The organism is Pseudonocardia lutea (assembly GCF_042658055.1).
Lineage (GTDB): Bacteria > Actinomycetota > Actinomycetes > Mycobacteriales > Pseudonocardiaceae > Pseudonocardia > Pseudonocardia lutea.
The window spans coordinates 1-21,883 of sequence record NZ_JBHSQK010000071.1 but is presented as its reverse complement, the minus strand read 5'-3'; the positions used below and the strand labels follow the sequence as shown (position 1 = coordinate 21,883).

Genomic DNA, 21,883 nt, shown 5'->3' with positions numbered 1-21,883 from the left:
CGCCGGGTGGGGCAGGGCTTCGATCAGGGGTGCGGGGCCGGCTCGGCCGCGGCGCGTCAGAGTTCGACGCGCCCCGCGGCGAGGGCCGGCAGTCGGGTGGCGACGGCGCGGACCAGGCCGTCCGTCGCCGCGAGGTCGGGGGCGCCGATCGCGTCGAGCAGTCCCCGGACGGTCGCCTCGAGGCGGGCGGGGGAACCGGCACCGTGCCAGCGGGCGGCGAGGGCCTCGGCGGCCGGGTCGGTGGTGCCGAAGAGCTGACCGCCGCCGGGACCCGGGCGGGTGGCGTGCACCCACCCGGCCAGGGCCAGCTCCAGCACGGGGCTCTCGCCGGTCCCCCGGAGTCGCTCGCGCAGGACCGGGAGCCAGCGCTCCGGGACCTTGAGCGAGCCGTCCGACCCGATCTGCCGCAGCAGGTGCCGGATCCCCGGGTTGCGGAAGCGCTCGACCAGGTCCGCGGCGTACACGACCGGGTCCGGGCCGTCCGCGGGCAGGGTCGGCGCGACCTCGGCGGCCAGAGTGCGGACGAGGGTCTCGCCCCAGCCCGTCGCCATGGCGTCGGCGATCGTCGTGGCCCCCGCCGCGAGGCCGAGGTAGGCCAGCGCCGAGTGGGCGCCGTTGAGCAGCCGCAGCTTGGTGAGCTGGTAGGGCGCGACGTCCGGGACGAGCAGGGCGCCGTCGCGCTCCCACGCCGGGCGCGGGCCGGCGAACCGGTCCTCGAGCACCCACTGCCGGTAGGGCTCCCCCACGACCGGCAGCGCGTCGGCGACGCCGAGCGCCGCGGCGGCCGCCTCGCGGTCGGCGTCGGTGGTGGCCGGCACGATCCGATCGACGATCGTCGAGGGGAAGGTGACGGCCTCGGCCATCCGGTCCAGGACGCGGTCCCGGTCGGGCCACGAGGAGGCCTCGACGAAGCCCCGCACGACCGCGGCCAGCGCGGTCCCGTTGGCGGACATGTTGTCGCAGGACACGACGCTGAGCGGCGCGGCGCCCGCGCGCATCCGTGCGGCCAGGCCCGCGGCCAGCCGGCCCACGACCGTCCGGGCCTCGTCCGGGCCCGCCGCGAGGTCGGCGGCGATCGCCGGGTCGGCGGTGTCGAGGGAGCCGTCCGGGCGCCGGTGGTGGCCCTTCTCCGTGATCGTCAGCGTGACGACGGCGACGTCCGGATCGGCCAGCAGGGCGTCGACGCGCGCGGCGTCGGGCACCAGGGCCAGCGCGTCGACCACCGACCCCACCACGTACGTCCGGCCACCCGCCGCGCCCCGCTCGGTCACCGACCACAGGCAGTCCTGCACGCGCAGCGCCGCCGCGGTGTCCGCGGACCGGGGCGCGACGACCGCGATCCCCCACGGCTCGCCCGTGGCGGCCGCGGCGCGCTCGGTGTAGACGGCCTGGTGGGCGCGGTGGAAGGCGCCCAGCCCCAGGTGCAGGACCCGCGGCCGCAGCGCGCCGGGCTCGACGAGCGGGCGGGCGTCGGCCGGGACCCGGGCGAGCGCAGCGCGGTCCAGGCCGGTGGGAAGGGTGCTCACCAGTCGTGCACCGACCCGTCGAGCCGGCGCGCGACCGGCAGGTAACGGGCCTGGTACGGGAACCGCTCGGCGGCCTTCTCGTCGTACTCGACGCCGAGGCCGGGCACCTCGCTCGGGTGCAGCATGCCGTCGGCGAGCGTCGGCCCGCCCCGGAAGACCTCGAGGGTCTCCTCGGCGTGGCCCATGTACTCCTGGATGCCGAAGTTCGGGACGGCGACGTCGAGGTGCACGGCCGCGGCCATGCTCACGGGCGAGAGGTCGGTGGCACCGTGCGAGCCGGTGCGGACCCCGTACAGCGCGGCAAGGTCGAAGATCCGGCGCAGGTGCGTGACGCCGCCCGCGTGCACGACGGTGGTCCGGACGTAGTCGATCAGCTGCTCGGTGATCAGCGTCTGGACGTCCCAGATCGAGTTGAGCACCTCGCCGGTTGCGATCGGCGTGGTCGTGTGCTGCCGGATCAGCCGGAACGCCTCCTGGTTCTCGGCCGGGGTCGGATCCTCCATCCAGAACAGCCGGCAGGGCTCGACGGCCTTGCCGAACCGGGCCGCCTCGAGCGGGGTCAGCCGGTGGTGGACGTCGTGCAGCAGGTGGAAGCCGAACCCGAAGCGCTCGCGGACGGCCTCGAGGTAGGTGGGCGCGAAGTTCAGGTACGCCTCGGTGTCCCACGGCTGCTCGTCCGGCAGCGCGGTGGCGGCGGGCTCGTAGAGCGTGCCCTTCCGGATGCCGTAGGTGCCGCCGACCTCCGGCACCGCGGCCTGGGCGCGCACCGCCCTGTAGCCCAGCGCCAGGAAGCGCTCGACGTCGTCGAGCAGCTCGGCCGTGTCCCGGCCGCTGGCGTGCGAGTAGACCAGCACACCGTCCCGGGAGCGGCCGCCGAGCAGCTGGTAGACGGGCAGGCCCGCGACCTTGCCCTTGATGTCCCACAGCGCGGTGTCGACGGCGGCGATCGCGGTCATGGTGACCGGGCCGCGGCGCCAGTACGCCCCCTTGTAGAGGTACTGCCACATGTCCTCGATACGCGCCGGGTCCTTGCCGACCAGCAGCGGGACGAGGTGGTCGCGCAGGTAGCTCGCGACGGCGAGCTCGCGGCCGTTCAGCGTCGCGTCGCCGAGGCCGACGACCCCGTCGGACGTCGTGATCCGCAGGGTCACGAACGTCCGGCCCGGGGAGGCGACGAACACCTCGGCCCGCTCGATCCTGCTCACCAGGTCCCACTCCTTCGGACGATCCGGTCCGCGCGCACCCTCGCCCTCGGCCGGTCGCGCAGTACTTGTATACAAGCATCGGTCGGGAAGGTGTGCAAGACCGGACCGGACGAACGATCAGTGACGCGCGGCACGGGATATCGTGGGGAGCGTGACCCGGACGACCAGCCGGCGGACCAGCCGTCGCGCCGTCTACGAGACGTTGCGCCGCAAGGTCCTCACCCTCGAGCTGCCGCCCGGTGCCGCGCTCTCGGAGAACGAGCTCGCGGCCTCGCTCGGGGTGAGCCGCACGCCGGTGCGGGAGAGCCTGATCCTGCTGGTGGAGGAGGGCCTGGTGCAGGTCTTCCCCCAGGTGGGCTCGTTCGTGTCCCGGGTCGACCCGGACCGGGTCGCGGACGCGCAGTTCCTGCGGGAGGCCGTGGAGCTCGCCTCCCTGGAGGACCTGCCGGCCGAGCTCGACGAGGAGATCGTCGCGGAGCTGCGTCGCAATCTCGAGGAGCAGCGCCGGGCCGGCCTCACCGTCGAGGACTTCTTCGCGCTCGACGAGGCCTTCCACCACGGGCTGCTGCGGCTCGCCGGGCACGGCCGCGCCTGGGCCACCGTCGTCTCGGCGAAGGGCCACCTGGACCGGGCCCGCCGCCTCGGACTGCAGGAGACACCACCCTCGGGGTTCGCCGAGCAGCACGTCGAGATCCTCGAGGCCGTCCTGTCCGGGGACGGCGGCCGGGCGCGCGCCGCCATGCGCACCCACCTGCGTGCGGTGTTCGACGACGTCGAGGCCATCCGCGAGCGCTCCCCCGAGCTGTTCGCCTCGGCGTCCGGCTCGGTCCCGGTGCGCCGCAACGTCGTCGTCTGGGAGTAGGAGCGCGAGGAGCCCTGCAGGCGTCTCAGGTCCCCCGCTCCCCCAGCGACAGCGCCTCGGCCAGGCGCATCAGCCCGGGGACGGCGGCCCGGACCGCCGCGGCCTCCTCGGCGGACAGCGCGCCGAGAGCGCCGGCGACCGTCCGGGCCCACGCGCGCTCCAGGAGGGCGCGGTGCTCGCGTGCCCGGTCGCTGGTCCGAATATCGGTCGTCCCGTGGAGTTCCCGTGTCCTCCTCCCCACCCCGTCTCGACCCTCCCCCGGCGGCGGTCCGCCCGTCCGGCCTCGCCGCCGTCGCCGCACGGGCCCCGCTGGGCCTCTGGATCACCGTCCTCGCCCTGCTCACCGCCGTCGCCCCGCTCGCGACGGACGTGTACCTGCCGGCCCTGCCCGAGGTCGCGGCGCAGCTGGGCAGCTCGGCCTCGGCGATCCAACTCACCCTGACCGCGTTCCTCGTCGGGCTCGCCGCGGGCCAGCTGGTGATCGGCCCGCTGTCCGACGGCTGGGGCCGGCGCCGACTGCTGCTCGCCGGCACCGTGCTCTGCCTGGTCGCGAGCGTCGCCTGTGCGGTCGCCCCGACGACGGGCGTGCTGGTCGTGGCCCGGTTCCTGCAGGGCTTCGGCGGGGCGGCCGGCGTCGTGCTGAGCCGCGCGGTGATCACCGACCGGACCACGGGCGACCGGGCGGTGCGGCTGTTCTCGGTGATGATGGCGATCAACGGGATCGCCCCGGTGGTCGCGCCGCTGCTCGGCAGCAGCCTGCTCGGCGTGGTCGGCTGGCGCGGCATCTTCCTGGCCCTCGCCCTGCTCGCCCTGCTCATGGCGCTCGGCGCGGCCGGTGCCGTGCCCGAGACCCTGCCCGCCGAGCGCCGGGTCCGCGGCGGGCTGCGCCGCACGGGCCGCGACGTGCGCTCGGCCCTGGGCCGGCGTCGCTACCTCGGCTACACGCTCGCCTTCGCGCTGGCCTTCGCGACGATGTTCGCCTACATCTCCGGCTCGCCGTTCGTCCTGCAGGAGACGCTGGGGCTGTCGACCGGGTGGTACGCGCTGGCCTTCGGCGTCAACGCCGCCGGCCTCACCGTCGCGAGCCTGGTCGGCGGCCGGCTCGTCGGCCGGGTGGGCGCGCGGCGGCTGCTGGCCGTCGGCGTGGCCGCGCTGCTGGTCCTCGCGGTGGCCTACCTCGTCGTGGTGCTGGCGGGGGCGCCGCGCTGGCCCGCGCTCGTCGTGCTGTTCCTCGCCGTGACCAGCCTGGGCCTGGTGCTGGGCAACGGCGCCGCGTTGGCCTCCGCGGAGGTGTGCGACATCGCCGGCACCGGCTCCGCACTGCTCGGCGCGCTGCAGTTCGGCCTGGGCGCCGTCGTCTCGCCGCTGGTCGGGTCCAGCCCGCTGGTCATGGCCGTCGTGATGGTGGTCGCCTCCGGCCTGGCCGTGCTGGCGCTCGCCACCCTCGCGCGCGACCCGCGCGGCGCCGCCGCCTGACGCCCGCGCCGCGGAGGGCCGGCCGGCGCAGCTCGGGCCGGCCCTCCGGCGGGGTCAGCCGAGCGACCGGGCGAAGCCGAGGACGTCCCGGACGGCCTGGGCGTAGACGTCCGGCATCGCCGCGCGGAACATCAGCTCGCCCACGTGGCAGAGCCCGAGGTTGACCTTCCCGACGGACGGCACCCCGGCCGCGAGCAGCGCGCGGTGGTAGGCGATCCCCTCGTCCCGCAACGGGTCCAGCTCGTTGCACGAGACCACGTGCGGCGGCAGGCCGCGCAGGTCGGCCTCCGTCGCGTGGTACGGCCAGCAGGTCGCCTCGGTCGCGTTGCCCGCCCCCGGGTCGTAGACCTCGGAGAGCAGCGGGAACAGGCTGCGGTTCAGCCAGTACCGGTCGTTCTCGACGAGCGACGGCAGCGAGGCCTCGGTCCAGTCGCCGAGGATGTACGGGCACTGCGCGTAGACGCCCGCGATCGCGTCCGCCCAGCCCTCCCGCTTCGCCTTGATCGGCAGGGCGAGGGCGAGGTTGCCCCCGCCCGAGTCGCCGGTGACCACGACGTGGGTGCCGCCGAGCTCCTCGAGGTGCCCGGCGACCCAGCGCAGCCCCGTCGCGCAGTCCTCCAGCCCCGCCGGGAACGGGTGCGGGCCGAGCGCGCCGCCGCCGTTGCGGTACTCCACCCCGACGACGACGGCCCCGGCCGCGGCCAGCTCGTCCCGCCAGCGGGTGTAGAGCGCGCCCTTCGCGGCCAGCATGACCATCCCGCCGCCGTGCACCTGGTAGATCACCGGCAGCGGGCCCTCGGCGCCCTCCGGCCGGTGCACGTGCAGCCCGATCTCGTGGCCGCCGTCGCCGGTGATCGTGCGCAGCTCGGACGTGACGCCGTGGATCGGCGGCAGGCCGTCCGCGAGCGTGGCGAAGAGCCCCTCGAAGCCCTCCTCGACGGCGTCGACGAACTGCAGCAGCGTCTCCCGGCCCGCGTCGGGCGTGAGCGGGGCGCCGTCGGCGTGGTCGAGCAGCCCGAGCCGGCCCAGGACCGCGACCATCCGCGGATCGGCCCGGGGGTCCGTCCCGAGCGTGAGGGCGGGATCGCCCAGCCGGCCGGGGGCGGTGTGGGCGGTGGGCACGTCCGTCGTCATGGGCGCTCTCCTCGTCGAGATCGGCTTCCTGAAGCACCGTGCTCCACCCGTCGCACCGGCGTCAACCGCGCTACGCCCACCGGGAAGCCGGACGGCCGCCGGCAGGTCGTCGCACGTCGGCGGCCGCCCGTCGGCTGCTCGGCCACCTGAGCGCCCTACCGTTCCGGCCGACGGCCCAGCCGCCGGCGACCTCGCAATGACGCCGACCGTCACGCGTCCAGCCGCTCCGCCAGGCGCGCGAGCCCCTCCTCGAGCCGCCGCTGCACCGCGTCGGCCGCGGGCCCGGGGTGTGCCTCGGGCCGGTCGCCGAGGAAGGACAGGTGCACCACCACCCTCGAGTGCCCCTCGTCGGCGTGCATCACCTGGATCCAGCCCGTGTAGTCCGGCGAGCCCTCCACGCCCCACTCCACCCGCATCTGCTCGGGCCGGATCCGGGCCAGCCCGGGCACGCCGCCGTCCCCCTCGCTCCCGCCCTTGTCGACCGTCGTCAGGTCGCCGTCGTGGCCGCGGACGTGGAGGTCGCCCGGACCCCACTCGTCCGCGTGATGCAGATCGGCCACGGCAGCGAATACGGTGTCGGCGGGATGGTGGAGCCGGCGCTCGGCCTCGTACTCGGTCATGTCCACGCAGTACCCCGAACCCGCCTCCCGTCACGGCCGTCGTTAACGGCCGGAGTGATCGGGACGAGCGCGATCACGGTCGCCCGCGTCCGGGCGAGGGAGGAGCGGCGCGGCGTGGCCTACCCCGACGACTACCCCCCGATCGCCGAGCACGGGCTGATCGGTGACCTGCAGACCGCGGCGCTGGTGACCACGGACGGCAGCGTCGACTGGTTCTGCTGCCCGCGGTTCGACTCGCCGAGCGTCTTCGGGGCGCTGCTCGACCGCCGCCGCGGCGGCTACTTCCGGATCGCGCCGGACACGGACGGGGAGGTCACGCGCCGGCAGTGGTACTTCCACGACACCGCCGTGCTGATGACCCGCTTCATGACCGAGGACGGCGTCGGGGCCCTCTACGACTACATGCCCGTCCGGGACGGCGCCGCGACCGACCGGCACGAGATCGTCCGGGTGCTGCGGGTGGTGCGCGGGACCATGCGCTTCATCGTGGAGTGCCGGCCGCGCTTCGACTACGGCCGCGCCGGGCACACGACGGAGATCACGGCCGACGGCGTGGTCTTCCACGGGCCGGACTTCGACCTCTGCCTGAACACCGTCGTCGACGGCGGGGGTGCACTCGGCTGGGAGCGCGACGGGCAGGACGTGCGGGCCACGATCACCCTCTCCGCCGGGCAGGCGGTCGGCGCGGTGCTGGAGTCCGGCTCCGGCCTGCAGCCCCGGCGCATCCCGATCGCCGAGGCCGACGAGCGGTTCGACGCCACCGTGTCCTTCTGGCGGGCCTGGCTGGAGCGCTCGACCTACGTCGGGCGGTGGCGCGAGACGGTCCACCGCTCCGCCATGTCGCTCAAGCTCATGACCTACGCCCCGACCGGCGCGCTCGTCGCCGCGCCGACGGCCGGGCTGCCCGAGCAGGTCGGCGGCGAACGGAACTGGGACTACCGCTACACCTGGATCCGCGACGCGTCGTTCTCCGTGCACGCCCTGCTGAGCCTGGGCTACACCGAGGAGGCCGCGGCGTTCGGCCGCTGGCTGGCGGACCGGGTCGGCGAGCACGAGGGCCCCGAGGGCCGGCCGCTGCGGATCATGTACCGGGTCGACGGCACCGCGGACCTCACCGAGGAGACCCTCGGCCACCTCGAGGGCTATCGGGGCTCGCGGCCGGTCCGCATCGGCAACGGGGCGGCCGAGCAGCTGCAGCTGGACATCTTCGGCGAGGCGCTGGACTCGCTCCAGCTCGCCGACCAGCACGCCGTGCGCCTCGACCACCGGGGCTGGCAGGCGGTGCGGGACATGTTGTCGTGGCTCTGCGAGAACTGGGACCGGGTCGACGAGGGGATCTGGGAGACCCGCGGCGGGCGCAGGGACTTCGTCTACGGCCGGCTGATGTCCTGGGTGGCGTTCGACCGGGCGATCCGGATGTCCCGCGAGCGCGCCCGCCCCGGCGACATCGCGAACTGGACCCGCCAGCGCGACGCCCTCTATGACCAGGTGATGGGCAAGGGCTTCGACCCCGGCCGGCAGGCGTTCGTGCAGTACCTCGGCGGCGACGTGCTCGACGCGGCGGTGCTGATGATGCCCCGCGCCGGGTTCGTGGTGCCGAGCGACCCGCTGTGGCACTCCACCCTGCAGGCCATCGACCGGACCCTGGTGTCCGACGGCCTGGTGTTCCGCTACGACCCCTCGGCGTCGCCGGACGGGCTCACCGGCACCGAGGGCACCTTCTCGCTCTGCAGCTTCTGGTACGTCGACGCCCTGGCCCGCTCCGGCCGGCTCGGTGACGCCCGCACCGCCTTCGAGAAGATGCTGACCTACGCCAACCACCTCGGCCTCTACTCCGAGGAGATCGGCGCGACCGGCGAGCAGCTCGGCAACTTCCCGCAGGCCTTCAGCCACCTCGCGCTGATCAGCGCCGCGGTGGACCTCGACCACCAGCTCGACCACGGCCCGGGACGGGTCGCGCACGCCTCCGGCCCGCACCGACTCACCTGACGCACGGGAGGACCACGGGATGCAGATCGCGATGATCGGCCTCGGCCGGATGGGTGCCAACATGGTGCGCAGGCTGCTGCGCGCCGGGCACGAGTGCCACGTCTACGACGTCTCCCCCGACGCCGTCGCCGCCCTCGAGGCCGAGGGCGCGCGGGGCGCCGGCTCGCTCGAGGAGCTGGTCGCCGGCCTCGACGCGCCCCGCTCCGTCTGGCTGATGCTGCCCGCCGCGATCACCGGCGACACCGTCACCGCGCTGCTCGGGGCGCTGGACCCCGGCGACGCGATCGTCGACGGCGGCAACTCCTCCTACCGCGACGACATCGACCGCGCCGAACGGGCCGCGGCGAGCGGCGTCGACTACGTCGACTGCGGCACCAGCGGCGGGGTCTGGGGGCTCGACCGCGGCTACTGCCTGATGATCGGCGGGCCGGACCGGGCGGTCTCCCGGCTGCGGCCGGTGTTCGCCTCGCTCGCCCCGGGCGTCGCCGCCGCGCCGCGCACCCCGGGCCGCAGCGGCGACCCGAGCCCCGCCGAGCAGGGCTGGCTGCACTGCGGGCCGTCCGGTGCCGGGCACTTCGTCAAGATGGTGCACAACGGCATCGAGTACGCCCTGATGGCGGCCTACGCGGAGGGACTCAACGTCATCCGCAACGCGGGCGTGGGCGTCCGGCCGGCGGCGGCCGACGCGGAGACGGCCCCGCTGCGCGAGCCGAAGTACTACCCGTACGACGGCATCGACCTGGCCGAGGTGTCCGAGGTCTGGCGGCGCGGCAGCGTCATCGGGTCCTGGCTGCTCGACCTCACCGCCGAGGCGCTGCGGCAGGACCCGGGGCTGGAGCAGTTCGCCGGCCGGGTGTCCGACTCGGGCGAGGGCCGCTGGACGTCGATCGCCGCCATCGAGGAGGGCGTGTCGGCGCCGCTGCTCACCGCGGCGCTCTACAGCCGGTTCGCCTCCCGCGGCAGCGAGCTGTTCGCCGACAAGGTCGAGTCCGCGCAGCGGCTGGAGTTCGGCGGTCACCTGGAGAAGGGGCCGGCGTGAGTGCTCCCACGGGCGACGTCCTGGTGCTGTTCGGCATCACGGGCGACCTCGCCAAGAAGATGATCATCCCGGCGCTGTACCGGCTCACGGCCCGCGGCGAGCTGACCGTGCCGGTCATCGGCGTCGCGCTCACCGACTGGGACGACGACCGGCTGCGCGCCCACCTGGCCGACTGCGTCCGGGCGGTCGAGGGGGACGTCGACGCCGCGGCGCTGGAGCGCCTGCAGCGGTCGACGCACCTGGTGGCGGGCAACTACACCGACCCCGCCGTGTTCACCCGGCTCGCCGACGCGATCACCGAGCAGGCCGGGCCGACGGCGTTCGCGGTGCACTACCTCGCCGTCCCGCCGTCGTTGTTCGGCACGGTGGCCGACGGGATCGCCGGGGTGGGCCTGCACACCCGGTCCCGCCTCGTCGTCGAGAAGCCCTTCGGGCGCGACCTCGCCTCCGCCCGCGCGCTGCAGGCCCTGCTGGCGAAGCACTACCCGGAGGACCGGATCTTCCGGGTGGACCACTTCCTCGGCAAGGAGCCGGTGGAGGACCTGCTGGTGCTGCGGTTCGCCAACACGCTGCTGGAGCCGCTGTGGAACCGGCAGTGGATCGACCGGTTCGAGATCACCATGGCCGAGGACTTCGACGTCGCCGAACGCGGCTCGTTCTACGACGCCGTGGGCGCGGTCCGCGACGTCGTCCAGAACCACCTGCTGCAGGTCATGGCCTACCTGCTGATGGACGCCCCGCTCTCCGACGCCGCGGACGACCAGCGCGACGCCAAGTGCCGGCTGCTGCGGGCGGTGCGCCGCCTCGACCCCGCCGACGTGGTCCGCGGGCGGTACGACGGCTACCTCGACACCCCGGGTGTCGCGCCGGACTCGACCACGGAGACGTTCGTGGCGGCCACCTTCCACGTCGACGACTGGCGGTGGGCCGGGGTGCCCGTGCACCTGCGGGCCGGCAAGGCGCTCCCGGACACCCTGCTGGACATCGTCGCCGTGCTGCGGCCGCCGCCCCGCGCGCTGTTCTCCGGGGGGCACGGCGCCATGGCGCCGGACCGGATCCGGCTGCGCCTGCAGCCCCGGGCCGGGATCACGATCACCTTGCTCGCCAAGCAGCCCGGGCGCGGCGACGTGCCCACCGGGATCCCGCTCGCCGTCGACTTCCGGGAGGTGCTCGGGCCGGTCCACGCTCCCTACGAGCGGATCTTCGCCGACGCGCTCGCCGGCGACCCGGCGCACTTCGCGCGGATGGACACCATCGAGCAGGCCTGGCGGATCGTCGAGCCGATCCTCGACCCGGCGACCCCGCCGACGTCCTACCCGCGGGGCTCGTGGGGTCCCGAGGCGGCCGAGCGGTTGCCGGGCCCCGACGGCTGGGTGCCGCTGCCGCCCGCGACGCCCCCCGCGGCGGCCGGCCCGGCGGCGCGGGCCGCGCCGGAGGGAGCCCTCGCCCGGTGAGCCGACCGGCCGGGCCGGTCGTGCGACGGGCGATCCGGACCTCGGTGGCCGCGCTCGCCGGTTTCTACGGCTGCCTGTACGGCTTCGGTGACTCGGTGACCGCGCTCTACGCGCTGTTCACCGTGATCGCACTGGGCGCGTTGTCGGAGGTCACCGGGCCTCCGGACCGGCGGTTGCGGACCTTCCTGGCCGCGATCGCCGCCGGGGCCGTGCTGGTCGGCCTCGGCACCCTGCTGGCCGTCTCGACCTGGGCCGCGGCGGCGGGCATGCTCGTCGTCGGGTTCGTGGTCGCCTACGCCGGCACGGGCGGGCCGCGCGTGGTGGGCGTGGCCAACGGGCTGCAGCTGCTCTACGTGCTGCCCTGCTTCCCGCCGTTCCAGCCCGACACCCTCGACCAGCGGCTGCTCGGGCTCGTCCTCGGCGGTGCGCTGCTCGTCGCCGCCGACCGCTGGCTGCTGCCCCCGCCGGTGCCACGGCCCGTGCCCGACCGGATGGCCGTCCTGGCGGACGAGGTCGCGGGCTTCGCGGGAGCGTTGGCCGGGTCGCTCCGCGTCCCGGGCGCGGCGGCCCCGGAGCTCGCCCACCAGCGCGAGGTGCTGCAGTCCTCCGAGGACCTGCGGATCACCCGCCTCGCCCGCGCCGAACGGCCGCTCGGTCCCGGGCGGCGGGACCGCAGCCTGCTCACCACCGCCGCGGCCGTCCGGGCGGCGGCGGACCGTTCGGTGGCGCTGGCCGACCTGCTCACCGGGCCGGGCGCGACGGCCCACCCGCGGACCGGCGACCTCGTCGCGGAGTCGGCCCACGTGCTGAGCGGGCTCGCCCGCACCCTGCGGGCCGGCCGGGAGGCGGTCCCGGTCGACACGGCGGCGCTCGACGCCGCCCTCGGCGCCTACGACGCCGCCCGCATCCCGGGGCCCGCGGTGACCCTGCGCGCCGGGCTCGCCGCCGTCGCATTGGCCGAGGACGTCCGGCTCGCCGCGCTCGCCGTCTCGGGCTGGTCGGGTGCGCCGCGCCCGGCGCCCGCGGACACCCCGCCCATGCTCTGGTTCCTGCACGCCGGGCCCGCCGAGCTGTGGGGCCGGCGGCTGGGGTCGCACCTGACCCCGCGCTCGGTCTACCTGCAGAACGCCGTCCGGCTCGCGCTCGGCCTGGCGGTCGCCCGCGTGGTCGCGGGGGTGTTCGACCTCGCGCACGGCTTCTGGGTGCTGCTCGCGACGCTCAGCCTCATGCGGACCTCCGCGTCGGCCGACCGGCCGGTGCTGGTCCGGGCCTTCGCCGGCACGCTGGTCGGCGCGGTCCTGGCCGCCGGGATGCTGGTCCTGGTCGGCGACCACCGGGCCGTCTACGTCTGGCTGCTGCCCGTCCTCATGATCGTCACGTTCGCGGCGGGCCCGCTGCTGGGCGTCGCCGCGGCGCAGGCGGGGTTCACGCTGCTGGTCGCGGCACTGTTCGCGCAGCTCTCCCCACCGACCTGGCAGCTCGCCGAGGTCCGGCTGGTCGACGTCCTGGTGGGCGGGCTGATCGGGGCCCTGATCGGCGCGGCGGTGTGGCCCCGGGGCGGCGGCGGGGAGGTCCGCCGGGCCGCCGCCGACGCCCTCCGCGCGGTGGCGGACGACGCCGAGGCCCTCGCCGCGATGCTGGCCCGGGCCGCCACGCCGGGCGCGGACGAGCCCGTCCGGCTGCACGTCGCCGCAGGCCTGCTCGAGCACGCGTACGTCCAGTACCGGACCGAACCGATGCCGCGCGGGGACGCGGGCCCCGACTGGTTGAGCGTCGTGCTCGTGGTGCACCGGCTCGACGCCTACGACGGGGCGCTGCGCGAGCGCCATCCCGCGCTGCCCGGCGCGCCGGGGGCCGCCGACCCCGACGCGGACGCGCTGCGGGAGGCCACCGCGGACGTCGCCCGCGCCTACCGGAGCAGCGCGGACGCGATCGCCGCGGGCCACGTGCCGGACCGCCTCGCCGAGGAGTGCCGCAGCCGGTTCCCGCAGGTCCCCGGGGAGGACGACGCCCGGCTGCTCGACGGGTGGGGCTGGCTGCACGCCCTGTGCGACAACCTCGCCCGGATCCGCCGCGCCCTCGCCGGCGACGCCGGCCCGCCGGTCACCGGCAGCCCGTCCGGGCCGGAGGCGGTGGAGCGCCGGCCGCCGCGGGCGTGAGCAGCGCGTTCACCATGATCACGGTTCCGCATCGAAACGCGAGTGGACGGTTGGGGGCACGGTCCTCTGGCGACTCCCCGTCGGAAGGGGGCGCGACACTGTGGAGGAAACGGAACAATGATCATTCTCGGCGTGATCCTGTTGGTGCTGGGGTTCCTGCTGAAGATCTCCCTGCTGTGGATCCTGGGCATCATCCTGCTGGTCGTGGGTGCCGTCCTGGCGATCCTCGGTGCGGCCGGCCGGGCGGTGGGCGGGCGCAAGCACTATTTCTAGGAGGGTGCTCCCCCGTCGCGGGGTCCCCGCGACGCCTCCCACCGGCGGCCCGTGACCGTCGAAGGGCGGACACGACTCTCCTCGCGGCCGTGCCGGCGCTCGTGCGTCGGCGCGGCCGCTGTCGTGTCGGCGGCGGCCGCGTTGCAGGATGACGGGGCAGGAACGACCCGGGCGGAGGAGGAGCCGTGAACCTCGCGGTCGGCGCGATCGCCTTCGTGTGGCTGGGCATGGTGCTGGCCCTGTCGTTCCTGGAGGCGCCGCTGAAGTTCCGCGCGCCGGGGATCACCGTGCCGCTGGGGCTGGGCATCGGGCGCCTGGTGTTCCGCGCCCTGAACGCGGTCGAGGTCGTCCTGCTCCTCGGCGTCGGGGTCGCGCTGTACGCCGGCCCGCGGCCGTCGCCGGTGGGGTGGACGGCGTGCGCGGTCGCGCTCCTCCTCCTCGTGCAGCTCGCGGTGGTCCGGCCGGCCCTGTCCGCCCGCACCCGACGCGTCCTCGCCGGCGACCCGCACACCCGCTCCCGGGCGCACCTCGGGTACGTGGGCCTCGAGATCCTCAAGGTCGCCGGGCTGGTCGTGCTCGGCCTGGCCGCCTACGGGCTCGTCTGACGCGGGGCTCCTCCGCGGCTCTCACGGCGGAGCCCCTCAGCCCTCCTCCCAGTCCGGGCCCCGCCGCAGGAACGAGTGGGCCGCGAGACCGACGACCGCGAGCAGCACGAGGATGAGCCCGAAGCCGGCCGCGGCCCCCACGGTCCGGACCAGCACCGCACCGACGATCGCGCCCATGAGCAGGCTGAGCACCGCCGTGGCCCGGCGCACGACCGCCTGCCGCGTCGAGTGCGAGTGGTCCGCGGCGAGCCCGATCATCGACATCCCGACGACGCTGGTGCTGAGGTCGGGCACCGCGATCCGCCGGGCCACGGCGTTCTGGATGCCCATCGCGACGGCCGCGATCACCGCCGCCGCCAGGGTCGACGCGGAGTCGACCACCGGCGGGTGGACGAGCACCAGGACCAGGCACACGGCCAGGAGCACCCACTCGGTCGACACCGCGGCGCGCAGCAGCCCTCCCCGGCCGTCGATCCGGTCGATGAGGAACCCGCCCACCGCGGCACCGAACAGGAAGGCCACCAGCACGGACAGCGAGGTCCGCAGCGAGAACTCCCGGACGCCGGCGATCGCGAAGCCGGAGATGACGACGTTGCCGGTCATGTTGGCGACGAAGACCCGGCCGAAGGTGAGGATGCTGATCGCGTCGATCACGCCGGTCACCAGGGTGAGGACGAGCAGCAGCACCGGCAGGGACCCGTGGCGCTCCTCCGCCAGGCGCCACCGCGGGCGGGCCGTCATGGGACCGAGTGAAGCAGCCGCGGAACCGGTGCGGAAGGGTCAGGTGCGCGGCGCCCTGCGCACCAGGGAGCCGATCGACGGCAGCAGCACCAGGGCGCGGCGCAGCGACCGGCCACGCGCCGGCCGCGGCCCGCTGAGGTCCTTCAGTATCCGCGCCATCCGCGCCACCGCCTCACGATGTCTCGACGTCGAAGCGTCGAGGTCGGCGCCAGTGCCCGCAAGTCGATGTTGGTCGCGGGTGGGCCGGCCGCACCGCCCGGCGGACGGCCTCAGCGGGCGGCGCCTCCTGCTCCCGGCCGGGCGTGGGCGGGCCCGAACCCGTCGTCCGGCGCCCCTCCGGGGCCGGACGGAGCCGCCGAGCGTTCGTAGCGGTCCAGGAAGAGGTGGAGGGCGTCGTCGACCTGCCGCAGCTCGGCGGCCTGCAGGTCGAGGAAGGCCTCGCCCTCCCCCGTCAGGTGGTAGGTGCGGCGGGCGGGCCCGGCCCTGGGGATGGACCACTGCGAGCGCACCAGGCCGCGCCGCTCCAGCCCGCGGAGCGCGCGGTACACACCTCCGGAGTCCCCCTCGCCGTCGTGCAGGGGGCCGAGCCGGGAGACCAGCTCGTAGCCGTGGTCGGCCTGCTCGCGCAGGAGCAGGAGCAGGCAGGGTTGCAGGAAGTTGCGCGGTTCGAGCACGGCCATGCGGGCTCCCGGGACTGGCGGTGGTGGACGCCTGCGGTCCCGATACTCGTCGCCTGTGACCTGGAGCACAAGGGCTCCGGACGATCAGCCGAGGGCGGGTGTCCCGTCCCGCCGGACCGGGGCGCGACCGGCGGTGAGCGCCGCCGACGCGGCCAGGCAGACGGCCAGCCACACGGCACCCAGGAACCACCCCGCCAGCACGTCGGTGAACCAGTGCACGCCCAGGTAGAGCCGCGAGGCGCCGATGAGGACGACCGTGCCGGCGGCGGTGCCCAGCGCGGCCACGCGCACCGCGACCGACCGCACGAGCCGGGCGGCCACCACCGCGACGACCCCGACGATCACGATCGACCCCAGGGCGTGCCCGGAGGGCAGCGACAGGTCGGTCTCGCGCACGAGCTGGGTGGCGACGGGCGGGCGCGGGCGGCCGTAGAGGGCCTTGAAGACCGGCACGAGGACCGCCACCCCGGCGCTCGCGACCGTCACGGTCGCGGCCTCCCACCAGTGCCGCCGCCACACCAGCAGCGCGACCGCGACGAGGGCCAGCACCAGCGTGCCGAGGGTGCCGCCGTACCGGCTGGCGGTCTCCATGACCGCGGTCCAGTCCGGGACCCGGTGCGCCACGAACCAGCCCAGCACGGGCCGGTCGGCGGCGGCGAGGGGCCCGTGGTCCTCGACCGCGTCCACCACCGTCGCGTGCGCGGTGAACAGGACCGAGGCGCTGCCGGTCCCCCAGACCGCGGGCCGGCGCAGCACCCGCCGGGCCGGCGCGACGAGCGTGCCGGGGGCCGGCACCCCCAGCGCGCCGCCGGTCGTGGTGGCGCGCAGCCCGACCCGGTAGGCGCAGAGGGCCAGGGCGGTGACGAGCCAGCACACCGACAGGAGCACCCCGGCGCCCTGCTGCAGATCGGCGAACCGCACTTCGTGCCTCCTCGTCGTCGCGTCCCGGGCGCCCGCCGGTCGGCGGGATCCGTTGCGAGGAGTGTGGGTCGCCGATGCTGTAGCGGCGCTGAGAGCGGGCACGGTTCCTGTGGCGGCGCTGAGAAGCGCCGGCGCAGCGGCCGGATAATGCGTGCTGGGCCCGGGTGCCCCTCCCGCCGGGCCCAGCACGCGGGGCGGGCATCGCCGGCTCCCCAGCGACGATGCCGTGGTACTCGCCGGAGGTCGGGGGTGTCGCACCGGCTGATGTCAGTGGTAGTCACCGGTGGGCGCACCTGTCCACGGGCTAGTAGATTCTCTGGCCACGCCGTTCAGGTTCGGGTCGGAGGTCCCGGCCGGAACGGCGCGGACGACACCTTGCCGCGAGGGGGTGGCCCGGGTGAGGGAACACTGCGTGGAGGGACCGGGACCCGGCCCCGCCGGGGTGTCGATCGGAGCCGCGGCGGACTACGTCGGGGTCTCGGTGGAGACCCTGCGGGCGTGGCAGCGGCGCTACGGCATCGGCGCGAGCGCGGTGACGCCCGGCGGCCATCGCCGCTACACCTTCGACGACCTGGTCCGGCTGCGGACCGTGCGGGACCTGGTCGCGGCCGGGACGTCCACGGCGGGAGCGGTGCGGGCCGTGCTGGGGCCGCCGCAGACACCCTCGGCGCCCGACCCCGACGAGCCCGCCGCCCGCCGGCTCGTGGCCGCCTGCGTGGAGCTCGACGGGCACACCGCCCGTCAGTTCGTCGGCGCGGCCCTGGCCGCGGACGGGGTGGTCCGCGCCTGGGAGTCGCTGATCCGCCCGGCCTTCGTGGCGCTGGAGCGCCTGCCGATGTCGCCCGCCCGCACGGTGGGTGCGGAGCACCTGCTCTCGCACGTGGTGACCGGGGCGCTGGGCGCACGGGTGGGCCGCGAGCCGCCGGACCGGCCCGCCGTCGTGCTGGCCTGCGCCCCCGCCGAGCAGCACGAGCTGCCGATGACGGTGCTCGCCGCCGCGCTGGCCGAGCGCGCGGTGCGCACGACCCTGCTCGGCGCCCGCACCCCGGCGGCGACGCTCCTGACCGCCGCCGGCCTGCCCGGCTCGGGCCCGATCGTGGTCTACGCCCAGATGCGGCTCGACGACCCGGAGGGCGCCGTGCGGTCCCTGCCCGATCCGGGGGCGGTCGTCGCCGCGGGACCCGCCTGGGAGGGTGCGGCGCTCGAACCCGCCGTCCGTCTGTGCAACGGCCTGGCGGACTGCCTGGCCGTGGTCGGGACGGGGTGAGGGCCCGCTAGTCGAGCTGGGGCCGGATCTCGGTGTGGAACCGGCCGAACAGCTCGCGCCCCTCGGCGGCGTCGCCGCGGATGGCCGGCACGATCAGCTCGTCGAGTCCCGCTTCGCGCCAGCGGCCGACGGTGTCGACGATCCGGTCCACCGACCCCGCCACGACGCCGGCGGGCGCGTCCGCGGCGGAGCCGCCGATTCGCAGGATCGCCTGGGTGGAGCGGCGGATCGTGCGCGGGTCCCGGCCGATCCGGGCGCAGTGCTCGTCCAGCACGGCGGACTTGTGCGCGAACACCTCCGGGGTGGACCAGCAGTTCCACTCGTCGGCCCACCGGGCCACGACGCCGAGCATCCGCTGCTCGCCCGAGGCCCCGAGCAGCAGCGGGATCCGCCGCCCCCTGGTGACGGCCGGGGCGTCGGTGACCGTGTAGTGCGTGCCGGCGACGGTCGTGCGCGGGGTGCGGAGCAGGCCGTCGAGCACGGCCAGGCCCTCCTCGAGCCGGTCGATCCGCTCGCGGACCGGGCCCAGGGCGATGCCGTAGGCGGCGTGCTCGTTGAGCTGCCAGCCCGCGCCCATGCCCAGCACCAACCGGCCGCCGCTGAGGTCGTCGACCGTGGCGGCGGTGTTGGCGAGCACCGCGGGATGCCGGTAGGTCATGGAGGCGACGAGGCTGCCCAGCCGGACCCTTGGCACCGCCGTCGCCAGGCCGGCGAGCACGGCGAAGCACTCGCGCAGCGTGGTGTCGGACCGCTCCTCGGTGCCCGTGTTGCCCATGAAGTGGTCGGCGACCCAGATGCCGTCGAACCCGGCGGCCTCCACCTCGCGCGCCACCGCGACGATGTCCTCGGCCGACCACGTGGTGCCCAGCCAGGCCCCGATCGCCAGTTCCGCCACGTGCCCTCCTCGCTCGCGAGGGCCCAGGAGATCACGCGGGCGGCGTCGCCGCCGAGCCTGCCGCGCTGCGGGACCCCGCGGGCACCGGCCCCGAGCGGCGTCAGCCGATCGTCTGCGGATCGCCCCACGGGTCGACCGTGAACGGCGTGTCCAGGTCGAGGTTGCCGGCGTCGAGCAGGGCGTCGAGCGCGTCGACCCGGCCGACGGACTCGCCCCAGACCTCGCTGGTCGCCGAGGAGCTCGGGTTCTCCAGGGTGGCGCGGCGGATGTCGAGGAAGCCCCGCAGCCACTCGCTCTCGTCGATCCCGTCGGCGGGGCTGCCGCCCATGTCCGCGTTCGTGCGCCGCACGAGGTCGGGGAGGCCGTCGGGGCCGTCCTGGGTGCCGTGCTGCACGGCGGTGTCCACGAGCGCGGCGAGGCCCAGCGGCGAGGACACCCCGTTGGCGTCCGCGAGGGTCCGCGCCGGGGCGACGTAGAGCTCGTCCGTGACCTCGTCCTGCACCTGGCGGAACTCCGGGTCCGCGGCGGCGCTGCGCCAGGCGTCCGGGAAGCCGTCCAGGTCGGAGGTGGAGTCGCTGAACGACGCGGCGAGCGCCTTCAACGTCGGGACGTAGCCGGCGAGGGCGTTGTCCGGCACCTGCGCGGTGTAGCGGTCGACCACGGTGAGCAGGTCGCCGCACGCGGTGCAGAAGCCCGCCCGGCCCGCCGTGTAGCCGCGGCCGTCGTCGAGGTCCTCGACGTAGGCGTACTGGATCTCGGGCGTGCCGTTCTCGAACACGCTGACCAACTGCCCGACGACCCGGTCGACGTCGCGCCCGCTCGTGGCGGACCCGGCCGGGGTACCGGTCGCGCCGCCCGGGCTCCCCGCGCCGCCGAGGAGCAGGAAGAGCGCGGCGGTCAGGAGGACGGCACCGGTGAGCACGGCGCCGAGCACGGCGAGGAACCGGGTAGGGCCCGGGGCCCGCCGGCGTCGGGGGCCGCCGCCCGGCCGGGTCTCCCGGGAGGGGAACAAGGTCCGTCGCATCGTCGTCCAGTGTCGTGGGAAGGGGTGCCGGCCTCACCCGGCGGGGTCCCCGTCGACCCGAGGAGGAACGGTGCCGACGGTTCCGCACGTCCGTGTGAGGGGGAGCCTCGGATCGAGGGGGAAGGTCTCACCGCGCCGGCCCGGTCCCGGCCCGCTCCTCGAGCAGGCGGCGCAGGTGTCCCAGCGCCGGCAGCGCCGCGGTGATCGCGGTCCGCTCCTCCGGGGTCAGCCGGGCGACCAGGTCGTCCAGCACCGCGGACCGGTGCTCGGCCCAGGCGGCGAACCGGGCCTCGGTCTCGGCGGTCAGGTGCAGCGTCGCCTGCCGCCGGTCCGCCTCGCCCGGCCTGCGGTCGAGCAACCCGGCCCCGACGAGGTGGGTCACCCGGGTGCTCACGGTGTTGGGCGCGAGGCGCAGCCGTTCGGCCGCGGCGGCCACGGTGATGCCGGGGTGCCGCTCCACCACGCGCAGGAGGTCGACCTCGGCGGTCGGCAGCCCGGGGGTGGGGAGGTCGACGCGGACGGCGGCGCGGATCAGCCGGAAGAAGGGGCCGAGCGCGCCGGGGACGGCGGCCGCGAGCGCGGCCGGGTCGTCGGCCGCGCCCGCCCCGTCGATCATGCGGTCATCATCCCCCGACGGCCTTCTCGATGTCCTCCACCACGAGGCGGGCGGCGATCGGGCCGGAGCTGCTGCTCCACACCGCGCCGTCGACGCTCTCCACCGCGCCGGCCTGCGCGGCCTTGAGCCGGGTGAACGCCGGCTGCTGCTGCGCGGCCTCGAGGGCGGTGCGGCCCTCCGCGTTCAGGCTGGCGACGAAGATCCGGTCCGCGTCGACCCGGGTGAGGTTCTCCAGCGACAGCGGGTCGCTGTGCGGGGACCTCCCGAGCGCGGTCGCCGGCTGGACCGGCGTCGCGCCCGTGGCCGAGAGCAGCGAGCCCGGCATCAGGCCGGCGTTCATCACCACGGCCCCGGCCGGCATCCAGCGCAGCACCGCGAACGTGCCCTGCTGCTGCAGCGCGGCCGCCCGCTCGTCGAGGTCGGCGAGCTGCGTGTCGAGCTCGTCGGCCTTGCCCAGCGCCTGGGCGTAGACCTTCAGCGGTTCCTGCCAGCGGCCCATCTCCGCGGCCGCCGGGGCGACGGTCGGGGCGATCTTGCTCAGCGCGTCGTACTGCTCCCGGGTGGTGCTGGTCGTCCCGAGGATCAGGTCCGGCTCCGCGGCGAGCACCTCCTCGACGTTCGGCTCGCCGACCGTGCCGACGATCGGCAGCGACGCGGCCTGCGCGCCCAGGTACGCGGGCGGCGCGGTGCCGCCGCGGCTGGCGGTGGTCCCGACCGGCGTCACGCCGAGTGCGAGCGCGGTGTCCAGGGCCGGCTCGCCCAGCGCGACGACGCGCTGCGGCGCCGACGGCACCTCGACCTGGCCGAACGCCGTCGCGACCGGGCGGGTGGCGCCGGCGGGGCCGGTGGCGGGCGCCTGCGCGTCCTGACCGCCGGAGCTGCAGGCGGCGAGCAGGAGCGCGGCGGCGGCCAGCAGCAGTCCGGCGGCACCGCGGCGCCGGTGCGCGGCCCGGCCGGCGGGGCGAGTCGTCATGACGTGTCCTTCCTCATCCGGGGAGGCCTCTGAAACCTCTGCCGGCAGAGGTAAGGTCAGCCTCGCCTGAATGTCAAGGGAATGCCAAGGAACCGGGAGGTGTGGGCGTGGACACCGCCACGCTGGTCCGCCGCGGTCTCGCGCCCACCGCGGTCCTGCTCGGGCTCACCGTGCTCGCGAGCCTCGCGGTCGGTGCGGGGGACGTGACGCCGGCCCGGGCCCTCGCCGTGCTCACCGGGGCCGGCGATCCCGACGCGACGTTCACCGTGGGGATGCTGCGCTGGCCACGAACGCTCGTCGCGATCGCCGTCGGGGCCGCCCTCGGGGTCGCCGGCTCCCTGCTGCAGGCCGTCGCCCGCAACCCGCTCGCCGAACCGGGCCTGCTCGGCGTCAGCGCCGGGGCCTCGTTCGCCGTGGTGGTCGC

22 protein-coding genes are annotated in these 21,883 nt (G+C 75.8%); 10 read left to right on the top strand and 12 right to left on the bottom strand.

Annotated elements, in window-relative coordinates:
• Positions 1 to 56: 56 nt before the first annotated feature.
• Positions 57 to 1,526 (bottom strand): mannitol dehydrogenase family protein, encoded by a 1,470-nt coding sequence (locus ACFQH9_RS24540; RefSeq protein ID WP_379569394.1) that lies wholly within the window; start codon positions 1,524 to 1,526, stop codon positions 57 to 59.
• On the bottom strand, positions 1,523 to 2,731 hold the full coding sequence (gene manD, locus ACFQH9_RS24535) for a D-mannonate dehydratase ManD (protein ID WP_379569392.1): 1,209 nt from the start codon (positions 2,729 to 2,731) through the stop codon (positions 1,523 to 1,525). The genes ACFQH9_RS24540 and manD overlap by 4 nt, the downstream gene beginning before the upstream one ends.
• Before the next feature lie 151 nt (positions 2,732 to 2,882).
• Between manD and ACFQH9_RS24530 the strand changes: the two genes are divergently transcribed.
• Positions 2,883 to 3,593: a GntR family transcriptional regulator gene (locus ACFQH9_RS24530; RefSeq protein WP_379569390.1), complete on the top strand. Its 711-nt coding sequence runs from the start codon at positions 2,883 to 2,885 to the stop codon at positions 3,591 to 3,593.
• 25 nt (positions 3,594 to 3,618) lie between these two features.
• Here the strand turns inward: ACFQH9_RS24530 and ACFQH9_RS24525 are convergent, their stop codons facing one another.
• Positions 3,619 to 3,834 (bottom strand): hypothetical protein, encoded by a 216-nt coding sequence (locus ACFQH9_RS24525; RefSeq protein ID WP_379569388.1) that lies wholly within the window; start codon positions 3,832 to 3,834, stop codon positions 3,619 to 3,621.
• Here ACFQH9_RS24525 and ACFQH9_RS24520 point away from each other — a divergent pair.
• On the top strand, positions 3,819 to 5,069 hold the full coding sequence (locus tag ACFQH9_RS24520) for a multidrug effflux MFS transporter (protein ID WP_379569386.1): 1,251 nt from the start codon (positions 3,819 to 3,821) through the stop codon (positions 5,067 to 5,069). The two genes, ACFQH9_RS24525 and ACFQH9_RS24520, sit on opposite strands and share 16 nt — an antisense overlap.
• Before the next feature lie 54 nt (positions 5,070 to 5,123).
• Here the strand turns inward: ACFQH9_RS24520 and ACFQH9_RS24515 are convergent, their stop codons facing one another.
• Positions 5,124 to 6,203, bottom strand: a complete 1,080-nt coding sequence (locus ACFQH9_RS24515) for an alpha/beta hydrolase (RefSeq protein ID WP_379569384.1) — start codon at positions 6,201 to 6,203, stop codon at positions 5,124 to 5,126.
• Between the two features lie 209 nt (positions 6,204 to 6,412).
• Entirely contained in the window at positions 6,413 to 6,823 is a 411-nt protein-coding gene (locus ACFQH9_RS24510) for an SRPBCC family protein (protein ID WP_379569382.1), read from the bottom strand.
• On the opposite strand from ACFQH9_RS24510, the gene ACFQH9_RS24505 reads away from it, so the two are divergent.
• The 6 genes from ACFQH9_RS24505 (at position 6,749) to ACFQH9_RS24480 (ending at position 14,342) form a co-directional block, all read left to right on the top strand.
• Positions 6,749 to 8,812 carry a glycoside hydrolase family 15 protein gene (locus tag ACFQH9_RS24505; protein ID WP_379569451.1) on the top strand — a complete coding sequence of 688 codons (2,064 nt, stop codon included), beginning with the start codon at positions 6,749 to 6,751 and terminating at the stop codon, positions 8,810 to 8,812. The two genes, ACFQH9_RS24510 and ACFQH9_RS24505, sit on opposite strands and share 75 nt — an antisense overlap.
• Before the next feature lie 19 nt (positions 8,813 to 8,831).
• Positions 8,832 to 9,851, top strand: coding sequence for a phosphogluconate dehydrogenase (NAD(+)-dependent, decarboxylating) (gene gnd / locus ACFQH9_RS24500; protein ID WP_379569380.1), 1,020 nt, complete (start codon positions 8,832 to 8,834; stop codon positions 9,849 to 9,851).
• On the top strand, positions 9,848 to 11,305 hold the full coding sequence (gene zwf, locus ACFQH9_RS24495; RefSeq protein ID WP_379569378.1) for a glucose-6-phosphate dehydrogenase: 1,458 nt from the start codon (positions 9,848 to 9,850) through the stop codon (positions 11,303 to 11,305). The genes gnd and zwf overlap by 4 nt, the downstream gene beginning before the upstream one ends.
• On the top strand, positions 11,302 to 13,464 hold the full coding sequence (locus tag ACFQH9_RS24490) for an FUSC family protein (protein WP_379569376.1): 2,163 nt from the start codon (positions 11,302 to 11,304) through the stop codon (positions 13,462 to 13,464). The genes zwf and ACFQH9_RS24490 overlap by 4 nt, the downstream gene beginning before the upstream one ends.
• A 117-nt stretch (positions 13,465 to 13,581) precedes the next feature.
• On the top strand, positions 13,582 to 13,737 hold the full coding sequence (locus tag ACFQH9_RS24485; protein WP_379569374.1) for a DUF6131 family protein: 156 nt from the start codon (positions 13,582 to 13,584) through the stop codon (positions 13,735 to 13,737).
• Between the two features lie 227 nt (positions 13,738 to 13,964).
• Complete coding sequence (locus ACFQH9_RS24480; RefSeq protein WP_379569449.1) at positions 13,965 to 14,342, top strand: hypothetical protein; 378 nt, start codon at positions 13,965 to 13,967, stop codon at positions 14,340 to 14,342.
• Positions 14,343 to 14,378: 36 nt separating this feature from the next.
• Here the strand turns inward: ACFQH9_RS24480 and ACFQH9_RS24475 are convergent, their stop codons facing one another.
• The 3 genes from ACFQH9_RS24475 to ACFQH9_RS24465 all read right to left on the bottom strand — a co-directional run bounded on the left by ACFQH9_RS24475 (position 14,379) and on the right by ACFQH9_RS24465 (position 16,684).
• Positions 14,379 to 15,083 (bottom strand): YoaK family protein, encoded by a 705-nt coding sequence (locus ACFQH9_RS24475; RefSeq protein ID WP_379569372.1) that lies wholly within the window; start codon positions 15,081 to 15,083, stop codon positions 14,379 to 14,381.
• Between the two features lie 269 nt (positions 15,084 to 15,352).
• Positions 15,353 to 15,763, bottom strand: coding sequence for a helix-turn-helix transcriptional regulator (locus ACFQH9_RS24470; protein WP_379569370.1), 411 nt, complete (start codon positions 15,761 to 15,763; stop codon positions 15,353 to 15,355).
• An 84-nt stretch (positions 15,764 to 15,847) separates the two neighbouring features.
• Complete coding sequence (locus ACFQH9_RS24465; protein ID WP_379569368.1) at positions 15,848 to 16,684, bottom strand: phosphatase PAP2 family protein; 837 nt, start codon at positions 16,682 to 16,684, stop codon at positions 15,848 to 15,850.
• A gap of 412 nt (positions 16,685 to 17,096) precedes the next feature.
• On the opposite strand from ACFQH9_RS24465, the gene ACFQH9_RS24460 reads away from it, so the two are divergent.
• The gene (locus ACFQH9_RS24460) at positions 17,097 to 17,951 is read left to right on the top strand and encodes a MerR family transcriptional regulator (protein WP_379569366.1); all 855 of its coding nucleotides are present in this window, start codon (positions 17,097 to 17,099) and stop codon (positions 17,949 to 17,951) included.
• 7 nt (positions 17,952 to 17,958) lie between these two features.
• Here ACFQH9_RS24460 and ACFQH9_RS24455 read toward each other — a convergent pair whose 3' ends face one another.
• From ACFQH9_RS24455 to ACFQH9_RS24440, 4 genes are all read right to left on the bottom strand, one after another.
• Positions 17,959 to 18,846: an LLM class flavin-dependent oxidoreductase gene (locus tag ACFQH9_RS24455; RefSeq protein ID WP_379569364.1), complete on the bottom strand. Its 888-nt coding sequence runs from the start codon at positions 18,844 to 18,846 to the stop codon at positions 17,959 to 17,961.
• 100 nt (positions 18,847 to 18,946) lie between these two features.
• Positions 18,947 to 19,870, bottom strand: a complete 924-nt coding sequence (locus ACFQH9_RS24450) for a chitosanase (protein WP_379569362.1) — start codon at positions 19,868 to 19,870, stop codon at positions 18,947 to 18,949.
• Positions 19,871 to 19,997: 127 nt separating this feature from the next.
• Entirely contained in the window at positions 19,998 to 20,486 is a 489-nt protein-coding gene (locus tag ACFQH9_RS24445) for a MarR family winged helix-turn-helix transcriptional regulator (protein WP_379569360.1), read from the bottom strand.
• 7 nt (positions 20,487 to 20,493) lie between these two features.
• Positions 20,494 to 21,459 carry an ABC transporter substrate-binding protein gene (locus ACFQH9_RS24440; RefSeq protein WP_379569358.1) on the bottom strand — a complete coding sequence of 322 codons (966 nt, stop codon included), beginning with the start codon at positions 21,457 to 21,459 and terminating at the stop codon, positions 20,494 to 20,496.
• A gap of 107 nt (positions 21,460 to 21,566) precedes the next feature.
• On the opposite strand from ACFQH9_RS24440, the gene ACFQH9_RS24435 reads away from it, so the two are divergent.
• The coding region (locus ACFQH9_RS24435) for an iron chelate uptake ABC transporter family permease subunit (protein ID WP_379569356.1) at positions 21,567 to 21,883 on the top strand (317 nt) is incomplete at its 3' end.